The 17,736-nt window shown below is 71.1% G+C and carries 10 protein-coding genes and 1 pseudogene; 8 read left to right on the top strand and 3 right to left on the bottom strand.

Annotated elements, in window-relative coordinates; translation table 11 throughout:
* The first annotated feature begins 85 nt into the window (after positions 1-85).
* The 3 genes from ACWDSL_RS08050 to ACWDSL_RS08040 are packed head-to-tail and all read left to right on the top strand — an operon-like array spanning position 86 to position 10,426.
* On the top strand, positions 86-6,355 hold the full coding sequence (locus tag ACWDSL_RS08050; RefSeq protein ID WP_450482873.1) for a beta-ketoacyl synthase N-terminal-like domain-containing protein: 6,270 nt from the start codon (positions 86-88) through the stop codon (positions 6,353-6,355).
* On the top strand, positions 6,348-8,846 hold the full coding sequence (locus ACWDSL_RS08045) for a hypothetical protein (RefSeq protein WP_450482871.1): 2,499 nt from the start codon (positions 6,348-6,350) through the stop codon (positions 8,844-8,846). The genes ACWDSL_RS08050 and ACWDSL_RS08045 overlap by 8 nt, the downstream gene beginning before the upstream one ends.
* Positions 8,843-10,426, top strand: a complete 1,584-nt coding sequence (locus tag ACWDSL_RS08040) for a PfaD family polyunsaturated fatty acid/polyketide biosynthesis protein (RefSeq protein ID WP_450482869.1) — start codon at positions 8,843-8,845, stop codon at positions 10,424-10,426. Before ACWDSL_RS08045 ends, ACWDSL_RS08040 begins: the two co-directional genes overlap by 4 nt.
* A 60-nt stretch (positions 10,427-10,486) precedes the next feature.
* Here ACWDSL_RS08040 and ACWDSL_RS08035 read toward each other — a convergent pair whose 3' ends face one another.
* A complete protein-coding gene (locus ACWDSL_RS08035; protein WP_450482867.1) occupies positions 10,487-11,326 on the bottom strand; it encodes an SDR family oxidoreductase in 840 nt (279 codons plus the stop codon).
* Positions 11,327-11,418: 92 nt separating this feature from the next.
* On the opposite strand from ACWDSL_RS08035, the gene ACWDSL_RS08030 reads away from it, so the two are divergent.
* Complete coding sequence (locus ACWDSL_RS08030; RefSeq protein WP_450482865.1) at positions 11,419-11,790, top strand: winged helix-turn-helix transcriptional regulator; 372 nt, start codon at positions 11,419-11,421, stop codon at positions 11,788-11,790.
* Positions 11,791-11,903: 113 nt separating this feature from the next.
* Here the strand turns inward: ACWDSL_RS08030 and ACWDSL_RS08025 are convergent, their stop codons facing one another.
* On the bottom strand, positions 11,904-12,377 hold the full coding sequence (locus tag ACWDSL_RS08025; protein WP_450482863.1) for a carboxymuconolactone decarboxylase family protein: 474 nt from the start codon (positions 12,375-12,377) through the stop codon (positions 11,904-11,906).
* Between the two features lie 281 nt (positions 12,378-12,658).
* Between ACWDSL_RS08025 and ACWDSL_RS08020 the strand changes: the two genes are divergently transcribed.
* Entirely contained in the window at positions 12,659-13,087 is a 429-nt protein-coding gene (locus ACWDSL_RS08020) for an Ohr family peroxiredoxin (RefSeq protein ID WP_450482942.1), read from the top strand.
* A gap of 172 nt (positions 13,088-13,259) precedes the next feature.
* On the opposite strand, the pseudogene fdxA reads toward ACWDSL_RS08020, so the two are convergent.
* Positions 13,260-13,565 (bottom strand): annotated as a pseudogene (fdxA, locus tag ACWDSL_RS08015) (ferredoxin); the annotation flags it as partial.
* 220 nt (positions 13,566-13,785) lie between these two features.
* On the opposite strand from fdxA, the gene ACWDSL_RS08010 reads away from it, so the two are divergent.
* The 3 genes from ACWDSL_RS08010 to ACWDSL_RS08000 all read left to right on the top strand — a co-directional run bounded on the left by ACWDSL_RS08010 (position 13,786) and on the right by ACWDSL_RS08000 (position 17,684).
* Positions 13,786-15,021, top strand: a complete 1,236-nt coding sequence (locus tag ACWDSL_RS08010; protein ID WP_450482862.1) for an NAD(P)/FAD-dependent oxidoreductase — start codon at positions 13,786-13,788, stop codon at positions 15,019-15,021.
* Positions 15,022-15,094: 73 nt separating this feature from the next.
* Positions 15,095-16,825 carry an L-aspartate oxidase gene (locus ACWDSL_RS08005; RefSeq protein WP_450482860.1) on the top strand — a complete coding sequence of 577 codons (1,731 nt, stop codon included), beginning with the start codon at positions 15,095-15,097 and terminating at the stop codon, positions 16,823-16,825.
* Positions 16,826-16,937: 112 nt separating this feature from the next.
* Entirely contained in the window at positions 16,938-17,684 is a 747-nt protein-coding gene (locus tag ACWDSL_RS08000) for an SDR family oxidoreductase (protein ID WP_450482940.1), read from the top strand.
* Positions 17,685-17,736: the final 52 nt, after the last annotated feature.

The raw sequence follows: 17,736 nt of genomic DNA, 5'->3' as shown, positions 1-17,736 counted from the left end.
TGTCATCTCATAGACTCCCGGCGGCAGTTGATCTTCCTCACGGCCATCCCCGGACCTTTCCCGATCTCCCTCAGGAGAGCCCCATATGCTGGCTGACGCCGTCGACAACCGGCTGGCCCGAAACCCGATCGCGATCGTGGGACTGGCGGGGCTCTTCCCCCAGGCGACGAACGTACGGGAGTTCTGGAACAACATCGTGACCGGCACCGACTGCATCGAGGATGTCCCCGCATCCCGGTTCAGCGTCGACGACTACTTCGACCCCGACCCCTTCGCCGAGGACAAGACCTACTGCCGGCGCGGCGGCTTCCTGCCCCCGTTCCGTTTCGACCCCCGCGAGTTCGGCATTCCGCCCAACACACTGGACGCCACCGGGCTGATCCAGCTGCTCAGCCTCCAGGTGGCCCAAGATGTGCTGCGGGACGCCGGGTGTGACGCCTCCACCTGGTACAATCCGGCGCGGACCGGGGTGGTGCTCGGGGTGTGCGGGGGCAGCTCCAGCATGATGCCGCTGGCGGCGCGGCTCCAGACGCCCGCGCTCAAGGCAGCGGTCCTCAGCTGCGGCCTGAGCGAGCGGGACGCCGAGGAGATCGCGCGCCGCTACACGGCGGCCTTCCCGTCGTGGACGGAGAACTCCTTCCCCGGCTTCCTGGGCAACGTCGTCTCCGGCCGGATCGCGAACCGCCTCAACCTCGGTGCCTTCAACGGCACCGTGGACGCCGCCTGCGCCAGCTCCCTTGCCGCGCTGCGGATGGCCGTCAGCGAGCTGGTCGGGCATCGCGCCGACCTCATGATCACCGGCGGGGCCGACGCGGACAACACCGTCTTCTCCTTCATGTGCTTCAGCAAGACCCCGGCGCTGTCACCGAGCGGCGAGATCCGCCCCTTCGACGAGGACGCCGACGGCACCCTCGTCGGGGAGGGCATCGGGATGCTGGCCCTCAAGCGGCTGGCCGACGCCGAGCGCGACGGCGACCGGGTCTACGCCGTCATCCGCGGCCTCGGCACCTCGAGCGACGGCCGGTCCCAGAGCATCTTCGCGCCCTGCGGAGACGGCCAGCTCACCGCGTTGCGCCGGGCCTACGAGGACGCCGACTGCCCGCCGTCCTCGGTCGGGCTGATCGAGGCCCACGGCACCGGCACCACCACCGGTGACGATGTGGAACTCGGCGCGCTCAACACACTGATGGCAACGCCCGAGGACCGGCGGTACGCGGCGGTCGGCAGCGTGAAGTCCCAGATCGGGCACACCAAGGCGGCGGCCGGCGCGGCCGGGCTGATCAAGGCGGCGCTCGCCCTCCACCACAAGGTGCTGCCCGCCACCATCAACGTCCGCACCCCCAGCGCCATGGCCCGGCAGGAGGACGCGGCGCTGTACGTCAACACCACCACCCGCCCGTGGATTCGCGACCCGCGGCGCTCGGTGCGCCGGGCGGGAGTGTCCGCGTTCGGCTTCGGCGGGGTCAATGTCCACGCCGTACTGGAGGAACACCAGCCCTCCAACGACGCGACCGGCGCGACACGCACCCTCCACACCACCCCGCGAACCCACCTCTGGCACGCCCCGACCCCCGAGGCGCTGCGCGCACTGCTCGAACGCGGCGAACACCCCGGCGCGCCCGACGAGATACCCGCCGAACACGCCCGTTTGGGCTTCGCCGCCACCGACGACGCCTATCCCGACCTGCTCGCCAAGGCCATCGCGCAGTTCGACGCACACCCAGGCCTTGCTCACTGGACCCACGCGGACGGCATCTGGTACCGCGCCACCGCGCTCCCCGCGGGCGGCAAGACCGCGGCACTCTTCGCCGGTCAGGGCAGCCAGTACGTCAACATGGGCCGCGAGGCGCTGCTCGCTCTCCCGCCGGTGCGCGCCGCCTTCGACGCGGCCAACGCCCCGTACGCGGACGGGAATCATGAGCTGCTGTCCGACGTTGTCTTTCCCGCGCCCGGACGGGACGGGAAGGATCTGCGGCGCGCCTCCGAGCGGCTGCGCCGCACCACCTACGCCCAGCCCGCCATCGGGGCGTTGTCGATGGGGCAGTTCCGCTATCTCTCCGAGCTGGGCTTCGCGCCGGACGGGGTGCTCGGCCACAGTTTCGGCGAGCTGACCGCCCTGTGGGCCGCGGACAGCCTCGACGACACTGGTTTCCTCGCCACCACGGCGGCCCGCGCCCGGACGATGGCCCCGCCCGCCGACACCCCCGGGCACGACTCGGGCGCCATGGCGAGCGTGCGTACCTCGGATGCCCAACTCGACTCTCTGCTCGGCGAGTTTCCCGAACTGACGGTATGCAACCGGAACGCGCCCGAGGTGGTGGTGGTCGGCGGTCCCACGGCCGCCGTCGAGCGGTTCACCGCGGCCTGCGGCGAGCGCCGTATCCCGGCGCAGCGGCTGTCCGTCGAGGCGGCCTTCCACACCCCGCATGTCCAGCACGCCGTCGCCTCCTTCGCCCGCGAGATCGCCGACATCCCGCTCCGTACCCCGCGGGTTCCGGTGTACGCGAACACGCCGGGCGCGCGCTATGGCGACGACGCCGAGGCGAACCGCGAGGTGCTGACCCGGCAGATCGTCAATACCGTCGACTTCGAGGCCAGGCTGCGGGAGATGTACGCGGACGGCTTCCGGGTCTTCGTGGAGTTCGGGCCCAAGCGCACCCTCTCCCACTTCGTCGAGCAGACGCTCGGCGATCAGGGAGTGGACATCGTCTGGACGGACATCGGCACCGGCGGCGACAGCGCGCTCGCCCTGAAGCAGGCCGCCGTCCAACTGACCGTTCTGGGACTGCCGCTGAGCGGTATCGACCGGTACGACGAGCCGGTGTCGCCGCGACCCGTCGCATCCGCGGTGGCCCGGGTACTCGACGGCCCGCAGTTCGCCACGATCGCCCGCCAGGAGGAGTACGCGCGGGTCCTCGGCACGCCGTACCGGGTGGCCGCGGCCGCCGGCCGGGAGCCGGTACCCGTCGCCGAGCCACAGCCCGTGGCAGCCGCTCACGACGATCCACTCGGCCGCGCCGCGGCCGACCACCTGACGATGCACACCCGCTACCTCGACGGGCAGCTGCGGACCGCCGACCAGCTGGTGAGCCTGTTGAACGAGGGCGTCGGCGGCGGCTCGCCCGAAGCGGTCCTCTCCGGGATCACCGCCATCCGGGACCACAGCCTGGCGCTCGGCGAGGCCCACGCACGCGCCAGCGAGGTGCTGAGCGATCTGCTGCGCCTGCCCACGGGCGCGACGCCGACCGGTTGTCCGCTGGGCGGCACATCCTCCAATGGACATGCGCTCGAAGCGCCGTCGTACCCCGGTCCGCTCCCCTCCGTGGACGCGCCCCCGGAGGTGCCGCCCCCGGCCCAGCCCCTTGAAGGCGTCGTACTCGTCGAGCCCGGCGAAGCGGGTGTACCCGGCGAAGTCGACACCTCGACCGGTAAATCCGCGCTCGAAATGCTCCGCGACACCGACTTCGACGCGGCGATCGACCCCGAGCTCCGCGCCCAGCTGGCCAACCTCGATCCCGTGGAGATCGAGCAGGTGATGCGCGAGGTGGTGGCCGAGAAGACCGGCTACTCGATCGACATGATCGATCCCGATATCGATCTGCAGACGGAGCTCGGCATCGACTCCCTGAAGCAGTTGGAGATCGCCTCCGAACTCTGGCGCCGCTACCCGGTCTTCTCCCGAGAGGAGATCTTCCGCTTCACGGCGGCCCGAACGGTCAGGGACTTCGCCACGCTCATCCCCGAGGTGCTGAAGAACCCCACCACCAATCTCCGCGTCGCAGCCTCCGTACCGCTGGGCCGGGCGCATATCGGCTGGCGCGCTCTGCCCGAACCGGACGTCCTGCTCGGCGCGTATGGCGAGCAGCCCCGCGCCGTACTGGTCGACGACGGCGGGGAGTTGGCCGGTTGGATCGCCTCGGCGCTCCGGTCGCGCGGCTGGTGGGTCGGCCGGCTCGCACTGCCCGGGACGCCTATCGCGTCCGGCGAGGCCGAACCGGACTCCTGGCAGCTTACCGACTGGGGCGAGGAGAGTCTGGTGGAGCAGGTCGGCCTGCTCGGCGCCGCCGTACCGCGCCTCGACCTGTGCCTGCTCCCCTTCAGCCGCGACCCGGGCACCGACCGTGACGACACCGAGCGCGACGACGCCGTACGCGATGACGCCGTACGCCGCCTGGCCCACGCCGTCCTGGTCGCCAAGCATCTGCGGCAGCCCCTCGGCGGTGCGGCGGCCGACGGCACCCGTGCCGGATTCGTCGCCGTCACCCGGCTCGACGGCGCGCTCGGCTACGCCGGCTCGGGCGGCGAGCCCGACCGGGCGCTGGTCGGCGGCGTCACCGGGCTGGTCAAGTCGCTGGCCCTGGAGGCGCCCGAGCTCTTCTGCCGAACGGTCGACCTGGCTCCCGAGCTGACCGAGGAGGAGGTCGGCGGCTGCCTCGCGGGCGAGCTCGCCGACGCCGCCGTCGACCTGCACGAGGTGGCCCGCCACCCGGCCGGGCGCCGTACGCCGGTCCTGGTCGCCGAGCCGGTCCCGCTGGTCGACACGGCAGCGCCGGACGACCGGGACGGGGCGATCGAGCCGCCCGCGGAGCTGACCGCCGACGACACTCTGCTGGTCACCGGCGGCGCGCGGGGCATCACCGCCTGGTGCGCCATCGCCCTCGCGCGGCAGGTGCACTGCGGCTATCTACTGCTCGGCAGCACACCCCTGGCGGACGAGCCCAACTGGGCAGCCGGACTCGACGGCCGGGACGAGCTGAAGGCCGCCGCCGCCGACCAGCTGCGCGCCACCGAACAGGATCCGGAGGAGCCGACCGCTGTCGAGCTGATCGCCCGGCAGGTCCGCGAGATCACCGCCGGGCGCGAGATCCGCGCCACCCTGGCCGCCCTGCGCGACGCGGGAGCCGAGGCCGAGTACATCGCCGTGGACCTGACCGACGCCGAGGCGGTGCGCACGGCGCTGCGCCCGCACGCCGACCGGGTCACCGGCGTCGTTCACGGGGCGGGCGTCCTCGCCGACCAGTTCCTCGCCGACAAGGATGCCGAGGGCGTCGGGCGGGTGGTCGGCACCAAGCTGACCGGCCTCGGCAACGTACTGGACGCGCTCGACGCCGAACGCCTCCGCCACCTCGTCGTCTTCACCTCCGTCTCGGGCATCTACGGAAACCTCCGACAGGCCGACTACGCCCTGGCCAACGAGGCGCTGAGCCGGTTCGTCTGCGCCTGGAAGGCCAGGCGTCCCGACCGCCACGCCACCGCCCTGGCCTGGGGGCCGTGGGCCGGCGGTATGGCCACCCCCGGCGTGCAGAAGCTCTTTGTGCAGCACGGGGTGCCGCTGCTCGCCCGGGACACCGGCACCGGCTACTTCACCGAGCAGATGAGCCCCGAGCACGCCGCGGACCTGGTGACGGTCATCGGCCCGCTGGAGCCCATGTACCGGCGCAGCGAGACGCTGCCGGCCGGCGGCGTGGTCGTGGAGCGGCGGCTGGCGGAGTTCGCCGCCGAGCCGCTGCTCACCGACCACCGCATCCACGGCTGGCCGGTGCTGCCCCTGACGGGCGCGGTCGGCTGGGGCGTACGCGCGGTGGAGGCGATGCACGGCGGGCAGCCCGTGGTCGAATGCCGCGACTTCCAGATCAGCAAGGGGCTGGTCTTCGACGGCTCGGCGGAGGACGACCGCTTCCTGCTGTCGGTCTCGCCGCCCGAGAGGTCTGAGAGGCCCCAGACGTCCGCAGCCGGGGAATCGGCCGCCATGGCCGTACGGCTCCGCAGCGAGCGGGAGGGCGCCGCGCCGGTGCTCCGCTTCGGCGGGGACTTCCTCCTCGAGAAGCGGACCGCCCAACCGGCGCCGGACATCGAGCTGTCGCCGTACGAGCTCCCCGACTTCGATCCGCAGACCCACGAGGCGTACGACGGCTTCCTCTTCCACGGGCCGACCCTGCGCGGTCTCGGCCCGACCCTGGAGGAGCAGCCGGGCAGGCTCGTCCTGGCCGTCCGGATGGCCGACCCGGCCTTCGGACAGGGCGCCTTCGCCGGGGCCAGGTACAGCCCGGCGCTGGCCGATCTGCTGCTCCAGGCGGCGGCGCTGCTCGGCCGTCAGCGCCTCGGGCTGCTCTGTCTGCCGGTGTCGGTGGAGCGGGTCGAGCTCTTCGCGCCGCTGCCCGCGGACACGCCGTTCGTCCTCGTCGCCGAATCCGTCGAGGAGAGCCCCCTCCATCTGGTCTGCACGGTCACCGCCTGCACCCCGGAGGGAAGGGTGCTCCAGCGGTGGAGCCGGATCGGCATGATCCTCACCTCGCCGGAGATGAAGGACAGCGGCATCTTCCTGCCCGCGGAGCGCGGGGGGCGGCATGGCTGACACCGACAGCGCCGCTGCCGTCGCCGCCAACGGCGCATGGGGCTTCGAAGCGGCCGAGGAACTGGGCTTCGAGGGCGAGCCGTTCCTCCTTCCCGTCCCGTCCGCCGCGCCGACCCCGCCCGCCCCACAAGACGCCCCGCGGGGCGTCGGCGATCTGAGCCATCTCGCGCGCGACATCGCCGAGCGGGTCGGCCGCGCGCACACCGCGGTGCTGGAGGCCCACGAGGCCGTCCAGCGGCACCTCCTCGCGCGCTGTGCGCCGGGCACGCGGCCCCCGGCGGCGCCCGCGCCGCACCGTCCCGTGGACCGCCCGGCGCGCGTGGAGCTGGTCCGGACGGTCCCGGCGGACGCGGCGTACAGCGTGCCGGGCCAGGCCGATCCGGCATGGATCCTCGACGCCGCCACGGCGGCCTTGCCGCTGCTCGGCGAACGCGGCCTGGCACCGGCCGGCACCGTCCACCGGCCCGGTCGCACCAACCTCGTCTGGCACCGGGAGCTGCCGGAGGCCGGGGCGGGGCTTCGGGTGCGGGCGGGCGCCGAGGCCGTGCACCGCGATGAGCGCGGCACCCGCTTCACGTTCGACTGGCAGGTCCACGTCGAGGGGAACCTCCTGGTGGCGGCCACGGGCACCGCCGGCTTCCTGGTTCCCGACCACACGACCGAGCCGCTGCCGGACGACAACCCCTGGCCGGAGCGTCAAGTCCCTCGCTACCCACGGCAGTTCCGCCCGCTGGCGCACGCCCGGCGGTCCCGGCTGACCTGGCAGGACCTACGGGCCCTCGCCAGCGGATACCTCGCGGAAGTACTCGGCCCCGACTTCGAGGGCGAGGGCACCGGCCCGCGGCTGCCAGGACCGGCCCCGCGGCTGATCGGCGCCATTACGGAGCTGTCCCGCGAGGGTGGCCGTTACGGGCAGGGAAGGGTGGCCGCCGACCTCACCTTCCACGGCTTCCACAGCAGCGGCCCGGCGCACGGAGCGGACACCACCCCGCTGCTGGCCGAGGCCGTCGTCGGCGTACTCCAGGTGTACGCGCTGTCCTGCGGGCTGCATCTGTGCCTGCCCGACCCGCGCTTCCAGCCCTGGGCCGGCGGCCCGACCACCATCGAGGTGATCGACCCGACCGCGCTCGGCGCCGCCCTCCGCTGCGAGGTCGACGTGGCCGAGGTGGGCCTCGTACCGCGCCCGCACGTGATCGCCGACGCCGCTGTCCTCGCCGGCGACCGGCCGGTGGCCCGTCTGCACGGCATCGGCGTAGCCCTCCAGGAAGCGCCGGGCAGCGACCTCGGCGCCCTGACGATCTGGGCGGCGCGGGACTCCCCCGCCGCCCACGCGTCGTTGCGGCAGCGCGGCGCACATCAGCGGATGCTGCTCGCCCACTCGGCCGAGGGCGATCTCTCGGCGCTCACCGGAGAACCCGAGGCGACCTCGGTGTCCCCGGCGTCCCCAGTGACCGTACGGCCCCGGCTGCCGCGCGGCGATCTGCTGATGGTCGACCAGGCGCTCGACTACGACGCCGACCCGCTCGAATTCCGCCCGGGCGCCACTCTCACCAGCGAGTACGCCGTCCACCCCGCCCCCTGGTTCTGTCGGGAGAACGGGTCCGGCGCCGTGCCCAACCTCCTGTACATGGAGTCCAGCCTCCAGGCCGCCGCCCAGTTGAGCGCCGTTCAGGGCATCCTCAACCAGCATCTCGACAGCGCCTTCGTCTGCCGGAACCTGGAGGGCCGCGCCACCCTGCTCCGCCACGCCGACCCGCGCGGTCTCGCCCTGCGGCACCGCATCACGCTGGCCGACCACTCGAAGCTGCCGGGGGCGATCCTCCACCGCTACACCTACGAACTCGGCCTTCCCGACGGGCCGGTCTACTCGGGCGAGTCCGTCCACGGCTTCCTCACCAAGGAGGTCCTGGACAACCAGCAGGGGCTCGACGGCGGACGGTACGTACCACCCTGGCTGGACCGCCTTCCGGCGCGGCCTCCGGGGCTGCGCCGGCTCGACCTCTCCCACGACACCCGGCTCGACAGTGGGCGGTTCGCGCTGCTGCACGAGGCCGATCTGGTGCCGGACGGCGGAGAGCACGGCGCCGGATACCTCCTGTGGGAGCGGACGGTGCCCAAGGACGACTGGTTCATGGCGCACCACTTCCGCTTCGATCCGGTGATGCCCGGTTCGGTGGGTGTGGAGGCGCTGTTCCAGTCCGTCGCGGCGTACGCGCTGCACACCGGCCTCGCCGATGCCCTGCCGGGCCCGGCCGCGCGGCCCGCGGCCCACGTCGAGCTGGCCTGGAAGTACCGAGGGCAGATCACTCCCGGTCACCGCCGGATGCGCGGCGAGGTTCATATCCGCCGGGTGGAGCCTTGTGGCGACGGTCTTCTCCTGGTCGCCGACGGCAGCGTATGGCGCGACGACCTGCGGATCTACCAGGTGGACAACATCGGCGTCGAGATCCTGCCGCCCGGCGGGACGGCGGAAGGGCAGGTGCCGCGATGACGGTGCGATACGACCCGGACGGGGTGTACGCCGTCCTCGCCGACCTGGACGCCCCCTGCTACATCGTCCGGAACGGGGACCGGATCGGCGCCACCGCCGAACCTCCCGTCCCGGGCAGCCTGTTGACCCCGCTGGCCGTCGCCGGGCCGATGCCGTCCACCCAGCTCGGCGACTCCGGCTTCCGGCGCCGGCACGGGGTGTCCCATGCGTATCTTGCCGGTTCCATGGCCGCCGGTATCGCCTCCGAGGAGTTGGTGGCCGCGCTGGCCCGCGCCGGTTTCCTCGCCTCGTTCGGCGCCGCGGGCCTGTCGCCCGAGCGGGTCGAGCGGGCCCTGACCCGGCTCGCTCGCGAGATCCCCGGTTTGCCCTACGCCGTCAATCTCATCCACACACCGCACGCCCCGCGCCTGGAGCGGGCGGTTGTCGACCTCTTTCTGAGTCACCGGCTGCGCTGCGTCGAGGCCTCGGCGTTCGTCCAGCTCACCCCCGATCTGGTCCGCTACCGGGTGGCGGGTCTTCGCCCCGGCCCCGGGGGCGGGGCATACGCCGAGAACCGGCTGATCGCCAAGGTGTCCCGCGCCGAGGTGGCCGAGCTGTTCCTCCGGCCGGCCCCCGAACCGATGGTCCGCGCCCTGTTCGACCGGGGCGAGATCACCGCCGAACAGGTGACGCTGGCGCGGCTGGTCCCGATGGTGGACGACCTGACCGTCGAGGCGGACTCCGCGGGGCACACCGACCGCCGCCCGCTGATCACCGCGCTGCCCGCGATGCTGCGGCTGCGGGACCGCATCACCCGCGAGCTCGGCCCCGCGACGCCTCCCGTACGGGTCGGCGCGGCCGGCGGCATCGGCACTCCGGAGGCGGCCCTGGCCGCCTTCAGCCTCGGCGCCGCGTACGTCGTCACCGGCTCGGTCAACCAGGCCTGTCTGGAGGCGGGCACCTCACCGGCGGTCAAGGCGCTGCTCGCCGCGGCCGGGCCCGCCGACTACGCGATGGCCCCGGCCGCCGACATGTTCGAGGTGGGCGCCGAGGTCCAGGTCCTGCGCAGCGGCAGCCTTTTCGCCGGCCGGGCGCGCCGGTTGCACGAGCTCTACCGCGCCCACGCCGGCCTGGACGAACTGCCCGCCGCGGACCGCCGGCGCCTGGAGACGAAGGTGTTCCAGCGCCCGCTGTCCGAGGTCTGGCGGGAGACCGCGGACTATCTCACCGAGCACCACCCCGAACAACTCCTCCGCGCCGAACTCGACGCCAGGCACCGGATGGCCCTGGTCTTCCGCTGGTACCTCGGCCAGTCGTCCCGCTGGGCCGTCAGCGGCGCCGAGCGCACCGGCGACTACCAGGTCTGGTGCGGTCCGGCGATGGGCGCGTTCAACGACTGGGCGGCGGGCTCCGTCCTGGCCGACCCCGGCCGACGCCATGTCGCGGACGTGGCGCGCCACCTGATGCACGGCGCCGCGTTCCACCGCCGCCTCGCCCACCTCCGCTTCAGCGGGGTACGGATCCCGGCGGCCTGCGCCACCTACCGGCTGCCGTCGGCGCCCTCGGCGGTGCCCGACCCGGCCGGAATCGCCCCTAGCTGACACCATGTTCGCGGGCCGAGGTGGCGATGGAGTTCTCCGGCGGCGGCGAGGGGAGCACGCTCAGCGGAACGCGGCGACATTGCGGGCGGCCCAGTCGGCGAAGGGGCGCGGGGCGCGGCCGAGGACCCGCTGGACGTCCGGGCTGACGCGCAGCTCGGCCGGGCTCGGGGAACCGAGGATGTCCAGAGTGTCGTCGGCGAGCTCCGCCGGCATGCTCTGGACCATGGCGGCCTTGGCCTCGTCGCGGGTGAGCTCGTGAAACCTCACCGGCGAACCCAGCGCGGCGGCGATGGCCTCCGCCTGCTGGCGCGGAGTGATCACCTCCGGGCCGGTCAGCTCGTACACGCCGCCGGTGTGCCGGTCGTCCAGCAGGCAGGCCGCCGCGACCGCGGCGATATCCGCCGGGTCGATGATCGGCACCCCGACGTCGCCGAAGGGTGCGGCGACGACCTGTTGCGCGCGGACGGACTCGGCCCACCACAGGGCGTTGGAGGCGAAGCCGCCCGGCCGCAGGATGGCCCACTCCAGGCCGGACTGCCGCAGCATGTCCTCCAGCTCGCGCACCGCGATCCGCGTGGGGCCGAAGGGCCTGGTCACCACGCCCAGCGTGGAGAGCAGGACGACCCGGCGGACCCCGCTGACCGCAGCTTCGCCGATGATGTCGGCAGGGCCGGCTCCAGTGGCGTGCAGGTCGCCGGACAGCAGCAGGAACAGCGCCTTCGCCCCGGCCAGCGCGGGCCTGAGGCCGGTCGGCTCGGCCAGGTCGGCCACCACGTGGCGGACGCCGTTCGGCACCGCCGCCGTGTGCCGTGACACCGCCGTCACCTGCCGGCCCGCCTCGACCAGCGCCTGCGTCAACGGCCGGCCGATGTTCCCGGTAGCCCCGGTCACCACGATCATGATCAGCTCCTTGTCAGGTGTCCTCTGTGGCCTTCACGCTAGGAGCAAGGGCTAACTTTCGGTAAGGACATACCTTGAGGTAAGCTCATGACATGGCGGGAGGCATGCAGCACAGACAGCCCGAGACCGGGGAGCGGTATGACGTGTTTCACACCGACTGCCCCGCGCGCGATGTGGTCGACCATGTGACCAGCAGGTGGGGCGTCTGGGTGCTGATCTCCTTGCGGCGCAGCGACCTCCGGTTCTACGAGCTGCGCGAGAGCATCCAGGGCATCAGCGAGAAGATGCTCGCCCAGACCCTGCGCGCGCTGGTCCAGGACGGCCTGGTCTGGCGCAAGGTCGAGCCGACGACGCCGCCCCAGGTCACCTACGGGCTGACCGAGTTCGGCCGGGACGTCGGCGAGCCGCTGACGGAGCTGTTCGACCGGATCACACAGCGGCTCTCGCCGCGCGGCGCGGGATAGCGCGGTAGCGGCAGGCCCGGCGCCGACGGGATCACGGCGACGGTCCGTCCCCTCGCCACGGGTTGGGGCGGCGAGGAGACGGACCGTACGGGTCAGATCGGGACGATGGCCGGTCAGCCGAACTGGCCGGGCTGGTAGCCCCCGGCGGGCTGCTGGTTGATGACGTTGATGCGGTTGTAGGCGTTGATGACGGCGATGAGGGAAATCAGGGCGACAAGCTGCTCCTCGTCGAAGTGCTTGGCAGCGTTGGCCCACGCCTCGTCCGTGACACCACCGGCCGCGTCGGCGATACGGGTGCCCTGCTCCGCCAGCTCCAGTGCGGCGCGCTCGGCGTCGGTGAAGACCGTGGCCTCGCGCCAGGCCGCGATCAGGTTGAGGCGCAGCGAGGTTTCCCCGGCGAGGGCGGCCTCTTTAGTGTGCATGTCAGTGCAGAAGCCGCAGCCGTTGATCTGGCTCGCGCGGATCTTCACCAGCTCCTGCGTGGCGGCCGGCAACGTCGAGTCCGACACCGCCTTACCGGCCGAGTTGATGTGCTTCAGCACCTTGCCCGCGAGGGGATTGCCGAAGTAGTTGAGACGCGATTCCATGGTGATCTCCTAACCATGTTGCGGATACACACTACTGACCGGGCACCCCGGCAAAGTGCGACAGGGCTGGCGCGTGACGTGCGTCTCACCATGCAGCGGGCCCAGCCGCGCGCCCCGCGTCCCCCTGCGGGCTGAGCGATCGCAACTGTCACACAAGGCGTGACCAGCCGGTCAACTGGTCATCCGTAACCCAACGTCGACGGAGCCCTGCTGTGACTGACCCGATCCAGCCGCCCAATCTGTCCACCGAAAAGGACTTCGCCGGGACATCCTTCTCTCCCATCTACACAACGACGGTCACCGTCAGCGGTGGGACAGCAAGTCATGGGCGGGCCTCGGGGAGGGCGCGATCGGACGACGGGGTCCTGGACCTCAGTCTGCGGATGCCCGCCGAGCTGGGGGGAGACGGCCAGGGGACGAATCCGGAGCAGTTGTTCGCCGCCGGTTTCGCGGCCTGCTTCCACGGAGCGCTGAGCCTGGTGGCACGGCAGGCCGCGCTCGACCCCTCCACCATCTCCGTAGAGGCGACCGTGGCCTTTGGGCGGGACCCGGAAGACGGCGGCTATCTGCTGCGCGTCGATCTGGTGGTCTCATGGCCGGGCACCGATCCGGAGATCGCCGCTCCCCTGCTGGAGAAGGCGGACTCGCTGTGCCCCTACGCCAGGATGGCCTGGCGGGGAACGCCGACCACCATCACGCTGGCCTCCTAGGCTTTCGTCCGGGTAGCCGCCATGTGCTGTTGTCCGGCAGCGCATGGCGGCGCCTCACCGGCCCGGATCACAGCCGTATCGATTCACAATCGATTCACAGCGGGAACCACAGGTCGGCGTCGGCTGCCTCCTCTTTGCGGATGGCGAAGACGGCGATGTCGTTCTTCCGCGAACTCTGCGGTGGCAATGCGGCGATGGCGGGGTGATCACCCGTGGCGAACGGCTCGCTCCGGCTCCCGGCGGGCGACTCGAAGTACTCGGCGTTGATGGCCTTGTACTGCGCCCACTGTTGCGGGAGGTCGTCTTCGTAGAAGATCGTTTCTACGGGGCAGACCGGCTCACAGGCATGGCAGTCCACGCACTCGGCAGGGTTGATGTAGAGCGTGCGATCGCCTTCGTAGATGCAGTCCACAGGGCATTCGGCGACACACGCTCTGTCCTTGACATCAATGCAGGGCTGCGCGATGACACACGTCACCCCATCCTCCTTCGTCCGGGCGAGAACCGACTGGTGAGCGTGGCGCGACAGGTGTTCTCTGGGAATATGACCAGGAACCCCTCGCTGGTGTGACAGCGGCGCGGATGCCCCACCCGTAGTGGTCAGGCCCCCCGGTTGTCACAAGATGAGGGGCGACTCGGTCTGGTGGATGACTCTCACACCATGGCTCGCAGCTGCGACATCCGAGATGAGGAACATCGTGTCCCCCGAGAATACTTACGTGATCGTCGGAGGCGGTCTGGCCGCGGGCAAGGCGGCGGAGGCGCTCCGGGAGCACGGCCACAGCGGCCGGCTCATCATCATCGGCGACGAGCGGGAACAGCCGTACATCCGGCCACCGCTGTCCAAGGGCTATCTGCTGGGCAAGGAAGAGCGCGATTCGATCTTCGTACACCCCGCGGACTGGTACGCGGAGCACGATGTCGAACTGCGCCTGGGCACCAGCGCGCGGGCGATCGATACACGGGCCCAGCAGGTGGAGTTGGACAACGGGGACCGGGTGTCCTACGCCAAGCTGCTCCTGGCCACCGGTTCGTCTCCGCGTCGTCTGTCCATCCCCGGAGCGGACCTCGACAACGTTCTGTATCTGCGCCGGGTGGGGGACAGCGAACGGCTCAAGTCCGCCTTTGTCGAGGGGGCGAAGATCGTCGTCATCGGCGGCGGATGGATCGGGCTCGAGACCGCCGCGGCGGCCCGGATGGCCGGGGCGGAGGTGACGGTGCTCGAACACTCGGAGCTCCCGCTGCTGAAGGTACTCGGACGCGAGGCCGCCGAAGTGTTCGCCGGCCTGCACACCGACCATGGCGTCGTGCTGCGCCCCAACGCGCAGGTGGAATCCCTCACCGGAACGCAGGGCCGGGTGGCCGGGGTCCGGCTCGCCGATGGCACCCACCTCGCCGCGGACGCGGTGGTCGTGGGCATCGGCATCACACCCAACGTCCAACTGGCCCAGGAGGCGGGCCTGGACGTGCGCAACGGCATCGTCACCGATGAACACCTGCGGACCTCGGTGGCCGGCATCTACGCCGCTGGCGATGTCGCCAACGCCTACCACCCGCTGCTCGGCCGCCATCTGCGTGTGGAGCACTGGGCCAACGCACTGCACCAGCCGCGCACGGCGGCGCTGAGCATGCTCGGCAAGGACGCTGTGTACGACAGGCTGCCGTACTTCTACACGGACCAGTACGACCTGGGCATGGAGTACACGGGTTACACGGAACCCGGCGGCTATGACCGCGTCGTCTTCCGTTTCCGTGGCGAGCCGGCCGAGCGGCGGTTCATCGCCTTCTGGATGTCGGGCAACCGCGTACTGGCGGGGATGAGCGTCAACATATGGGACGTCATCGATCCGATCCGGTCCCTCATCACCTCCGGAGCCGACGTCGATGACACGCTCCTCGCCGACCCGGACGTCCCCCTGGACCGTATCGGATGACAACGTGTGGGTGTCACAGATACCCGAACCACCTGGTCGTAGTGGATGACAACCCCCGCGATCGGAGTAAACAGTGGCTGTGATCGAACGACGTCTTGCCACCACCGTGCTGGTGATCGGTACAGGAGGGGCGGGACTGCGAGCGGCGATCGAACTGGCCGAGTCCGGTGTCGACGTCCTCGCCGTCGGCAAACGCCCCAAGGATGATGCCCATACGGCACTCGCCGCCGGAGGAATCAACGCGGCCCTGGCCACGATGGACCCCGAGGACAGCTGGCAGCAGCACGCCGCCGACACCCTCAAGGAGAGCTATCTGCTCGCCGACCCCCGCACCACCCAGATCGTCACCCAGGGCGCGGCCCGGGGCATCGACGACCTGGAGCGGTACGGGATGGCCTTCGCCCGGGAAGGGGACGGCCGGATCTCCCAGCGCTTCTTCGGCGCGCACAAGTTCCGGCGCACCGCCTTCGCCGGTGACTACACCGGTCTGGAGATCCAGCGCACGCTCATCAGACGCGCGGAGCAACTCGATATCCCGGTGCTCGACGGCGTCTACATCACTCGGCTCCTGGTGCATGACGGTGCCGTCTTCGGCGCCTACGGCTTCGACCTCACCCATGGGACGCGCTATCTCATCCATGCCGACGCCGTCATCCTCGCGGCGGGTGGCCACACCCGCATCTGGCGGCGTACGTCCTCACGACGTGACGAGAACACCGGTGACTCGTTCCGGCTGGCCGTGGAGGCCGGAGCCCGGCTGCGCGACCCTGAGCTGGTTCAGTTCCATCCCTCCGGGATCATCGAGCCGGAGAACGCGGCAGGCACCCTGGTCAGCGAGGCCGCGCGCGGTGAGGGCGGTGTACTGCGCAACGCGCTCGGGGAGCGGTTCATGACCCGCTACGACCCCGAGCGCATGGAGCTGTCCACCCGCGACCGGGTGGCCCTCGCCTCGTACACGGAGATCAAGGAGGGACGCGGGACCCCCAACGGCGCGGTGTGGCTCGATGTCTCTCATCTGCCACGGCAGACGATCATGACGCGGCTCCCCCGGGTCTACCAGACCCTTCTGGACCTGCAGATGCTGGACATCACCCGCGAGCCCATCGAGATCGCACCCACCGCGCACTATTCGATGGGCGGGGTCTGGGTACGGCCCGAGGACCACAGCACGGACGTCCGCGGCCTGTACGCGATCGGTGAGGCGTCGAGCGGGCTGCACGGCGCCAACCGCCTCGGTGGCAACAGTCTCATCGAATTGCTGGTCTTCGGCCGGATCACGGGCCAGGCCGCCGCCGCCTATTCGGAGGCGCTGGCAGCGCAGCCGCGGTCGGCGTCGGCGGTGGCCCGGGCCCGTGCCGAGATCGACGATCTGCTCGCGGCGGACGGACCGGAGAACGTCCGGGCCCTGCAGCGCGCCATCCGTAACACCATGACCGAGCATGCGGGAGTCGTACGCGACGAAGAGGGGCTGCTCGCCGGGCTGGCGGAGCTCACCGCGATCGAGAAGAGGATGGAAGACGTCGGCGTCCACCCCGATATCGCCGGTTATCAGGATCTCGCGCACGCCTTCGATCTCAAGTCGGCCGCCCTGGCGGCCCGGGCCACGCTCGAAGCGGCGCTCGAGCGCCGTGAGACCCGCGGCTGCCACAACCGCAGCGACTACCCGGACCTCGACCCCGCTCTGCAGGTCAACCTTGTCTGGTCCCCGACGACGGGTGTCGCCCACGAGAGCATTCCGCCCATCCCGGACGAGATTTCCGCGCTGATGGAGGATGTCTCGACCGAAGGAAAGCTCGTCGAGTGACATCCGTTCCGCCTCGCCGACAGCTGTTGAATCTCCGCGGCCGTCTGTCACACATGGCGCGGCTGTCCGGTCTCCCTAGTGAAGGTATGACAACATCCGAAAGGTTTCCATGATGAAGGTTGTAGTGATCGGTGGTACCGGGCTCATCGGCTCGAAGCTGGTCGGCAAGCTCACCGAGCACGGGCACGAGGCGGTCGCGGCCGCGCCCAACACCGGCGTCAACACGCTGACGGGCGAGGGCCTGGCCGAGGTCCTGGAGGGCGCGTCGGTCGTGGTCGACGTGTCCAACTCCCCCTCGTTCGAGGACGCGGCCGTGATGGACTTCTTCCGCACCTCGACCACCAACCTGCTGAAGGCGGAGGCCGAGGCCGGTGTGACACACCATGTGGCGCTGTCCGTGGTCGGCACCGAGCAGCTGCAGGAGAGCGGGTACTTCCGCGCCAAGCAGGCGCAGGAAGAACTGATCAAGGCGTCCGGGATCCCGTACTCCATCGTCCACGCCACCCAGTTCTTCGAGTTCGCGAAGGGGCTCGCCGACGGGGTCACCGACGGCGACACCGTGCGTCTGCCCGCCGGGAAGATCCAGCCCATCGTCTCCGACGACGTGGCCGCGGGCGTCGGCCGCACCGCGGTCGGTACCCCGGTCAACGGTGTGGTGGAGGTCGCGGGCCCTGAGGCCTTCGAGCTCGAGGACTTCATCCGCATGGGACTCGCCGCGAAGAACGACTCCCGCAAGATCGTCACTGACCCGAAGGCCACGTACTGGGGTGCCGAGCTGCAGGAGACCACGCTCCTGCCGGGCCCTGACGCGCACATCGCCGAGACCAAGTTCGCCGACTGGCTCGCACAGCAGCAGTGAGCCCTGCCAGTGGCCGTCTCGCCCCCGCGCCGTTCCTACTGTGTGGAACGGC

It is taken from the genome of Streptomyces sp. NPDC000941 (genome assembly GCF_053599555.1).
Note: the sequence above shows the minus strand (reverse complement) of the source record. Positions and strands in the feature narration are given on the sequence as shown.

What these genes read in the sequence shown, in the direction of transcription:
- ACWDSL_RS08050 (WP_450482873.1), top strand. Translation starts at nt 86, where the DNA reads ATGCTGGCTGACGCCGTCGACAACCGGCTGGCCCGAAACCCGATCGCG.
- ACWDSL_RS08040 (WP_450482869.1), top strand. Translation starts at nt 8,843, where the DNA reads ATGACGGTGCGATACGACCCGGACGGGGTGTACGCCGTCCTCGCCGAC.
- ACWDSL_RS08025 (WP_450482863.1), bottom strand. Translation starts at nt 12,377, where the DNA reads ATGGAATCGCGTCTCAACTACTTCGGCAATCCCCTCGCGGGCAAGGTG.
- ACWDSL_RS08030 (WP_450482865.1), top strand. Translation starts at nt 11,419, where the DNA reads ATGGCGGGAGGCATGCAGCACAGACAGCCCGAGACCGGGGAGCGGTAT.
- ACWDSL_RS08035 (WP_450482867.1), bottom strand. Translation starts at nt 11,326, where the DNA reads ATGATCGTGGTGACCGGGGCTACCGGGAACATCGGCCGGCCGTTGACG.
- ACWDSL_RS08000 (WP_450482940.1), top strand. Translation starts at nt 16,938, where the DNA reads ATGAAGGTTGTAGTGATCGGTGGTACCGGGCTCATCGGCTCGAAGCTG.
- ACWDSL_RS08045 (WP_450482871.1), top strand. Translation starts at nt 6,348, where the DNA reads ATGGCTGACACCGACAGCGCCGCTGCCGTCGCCGCCAACGGCGCATGG.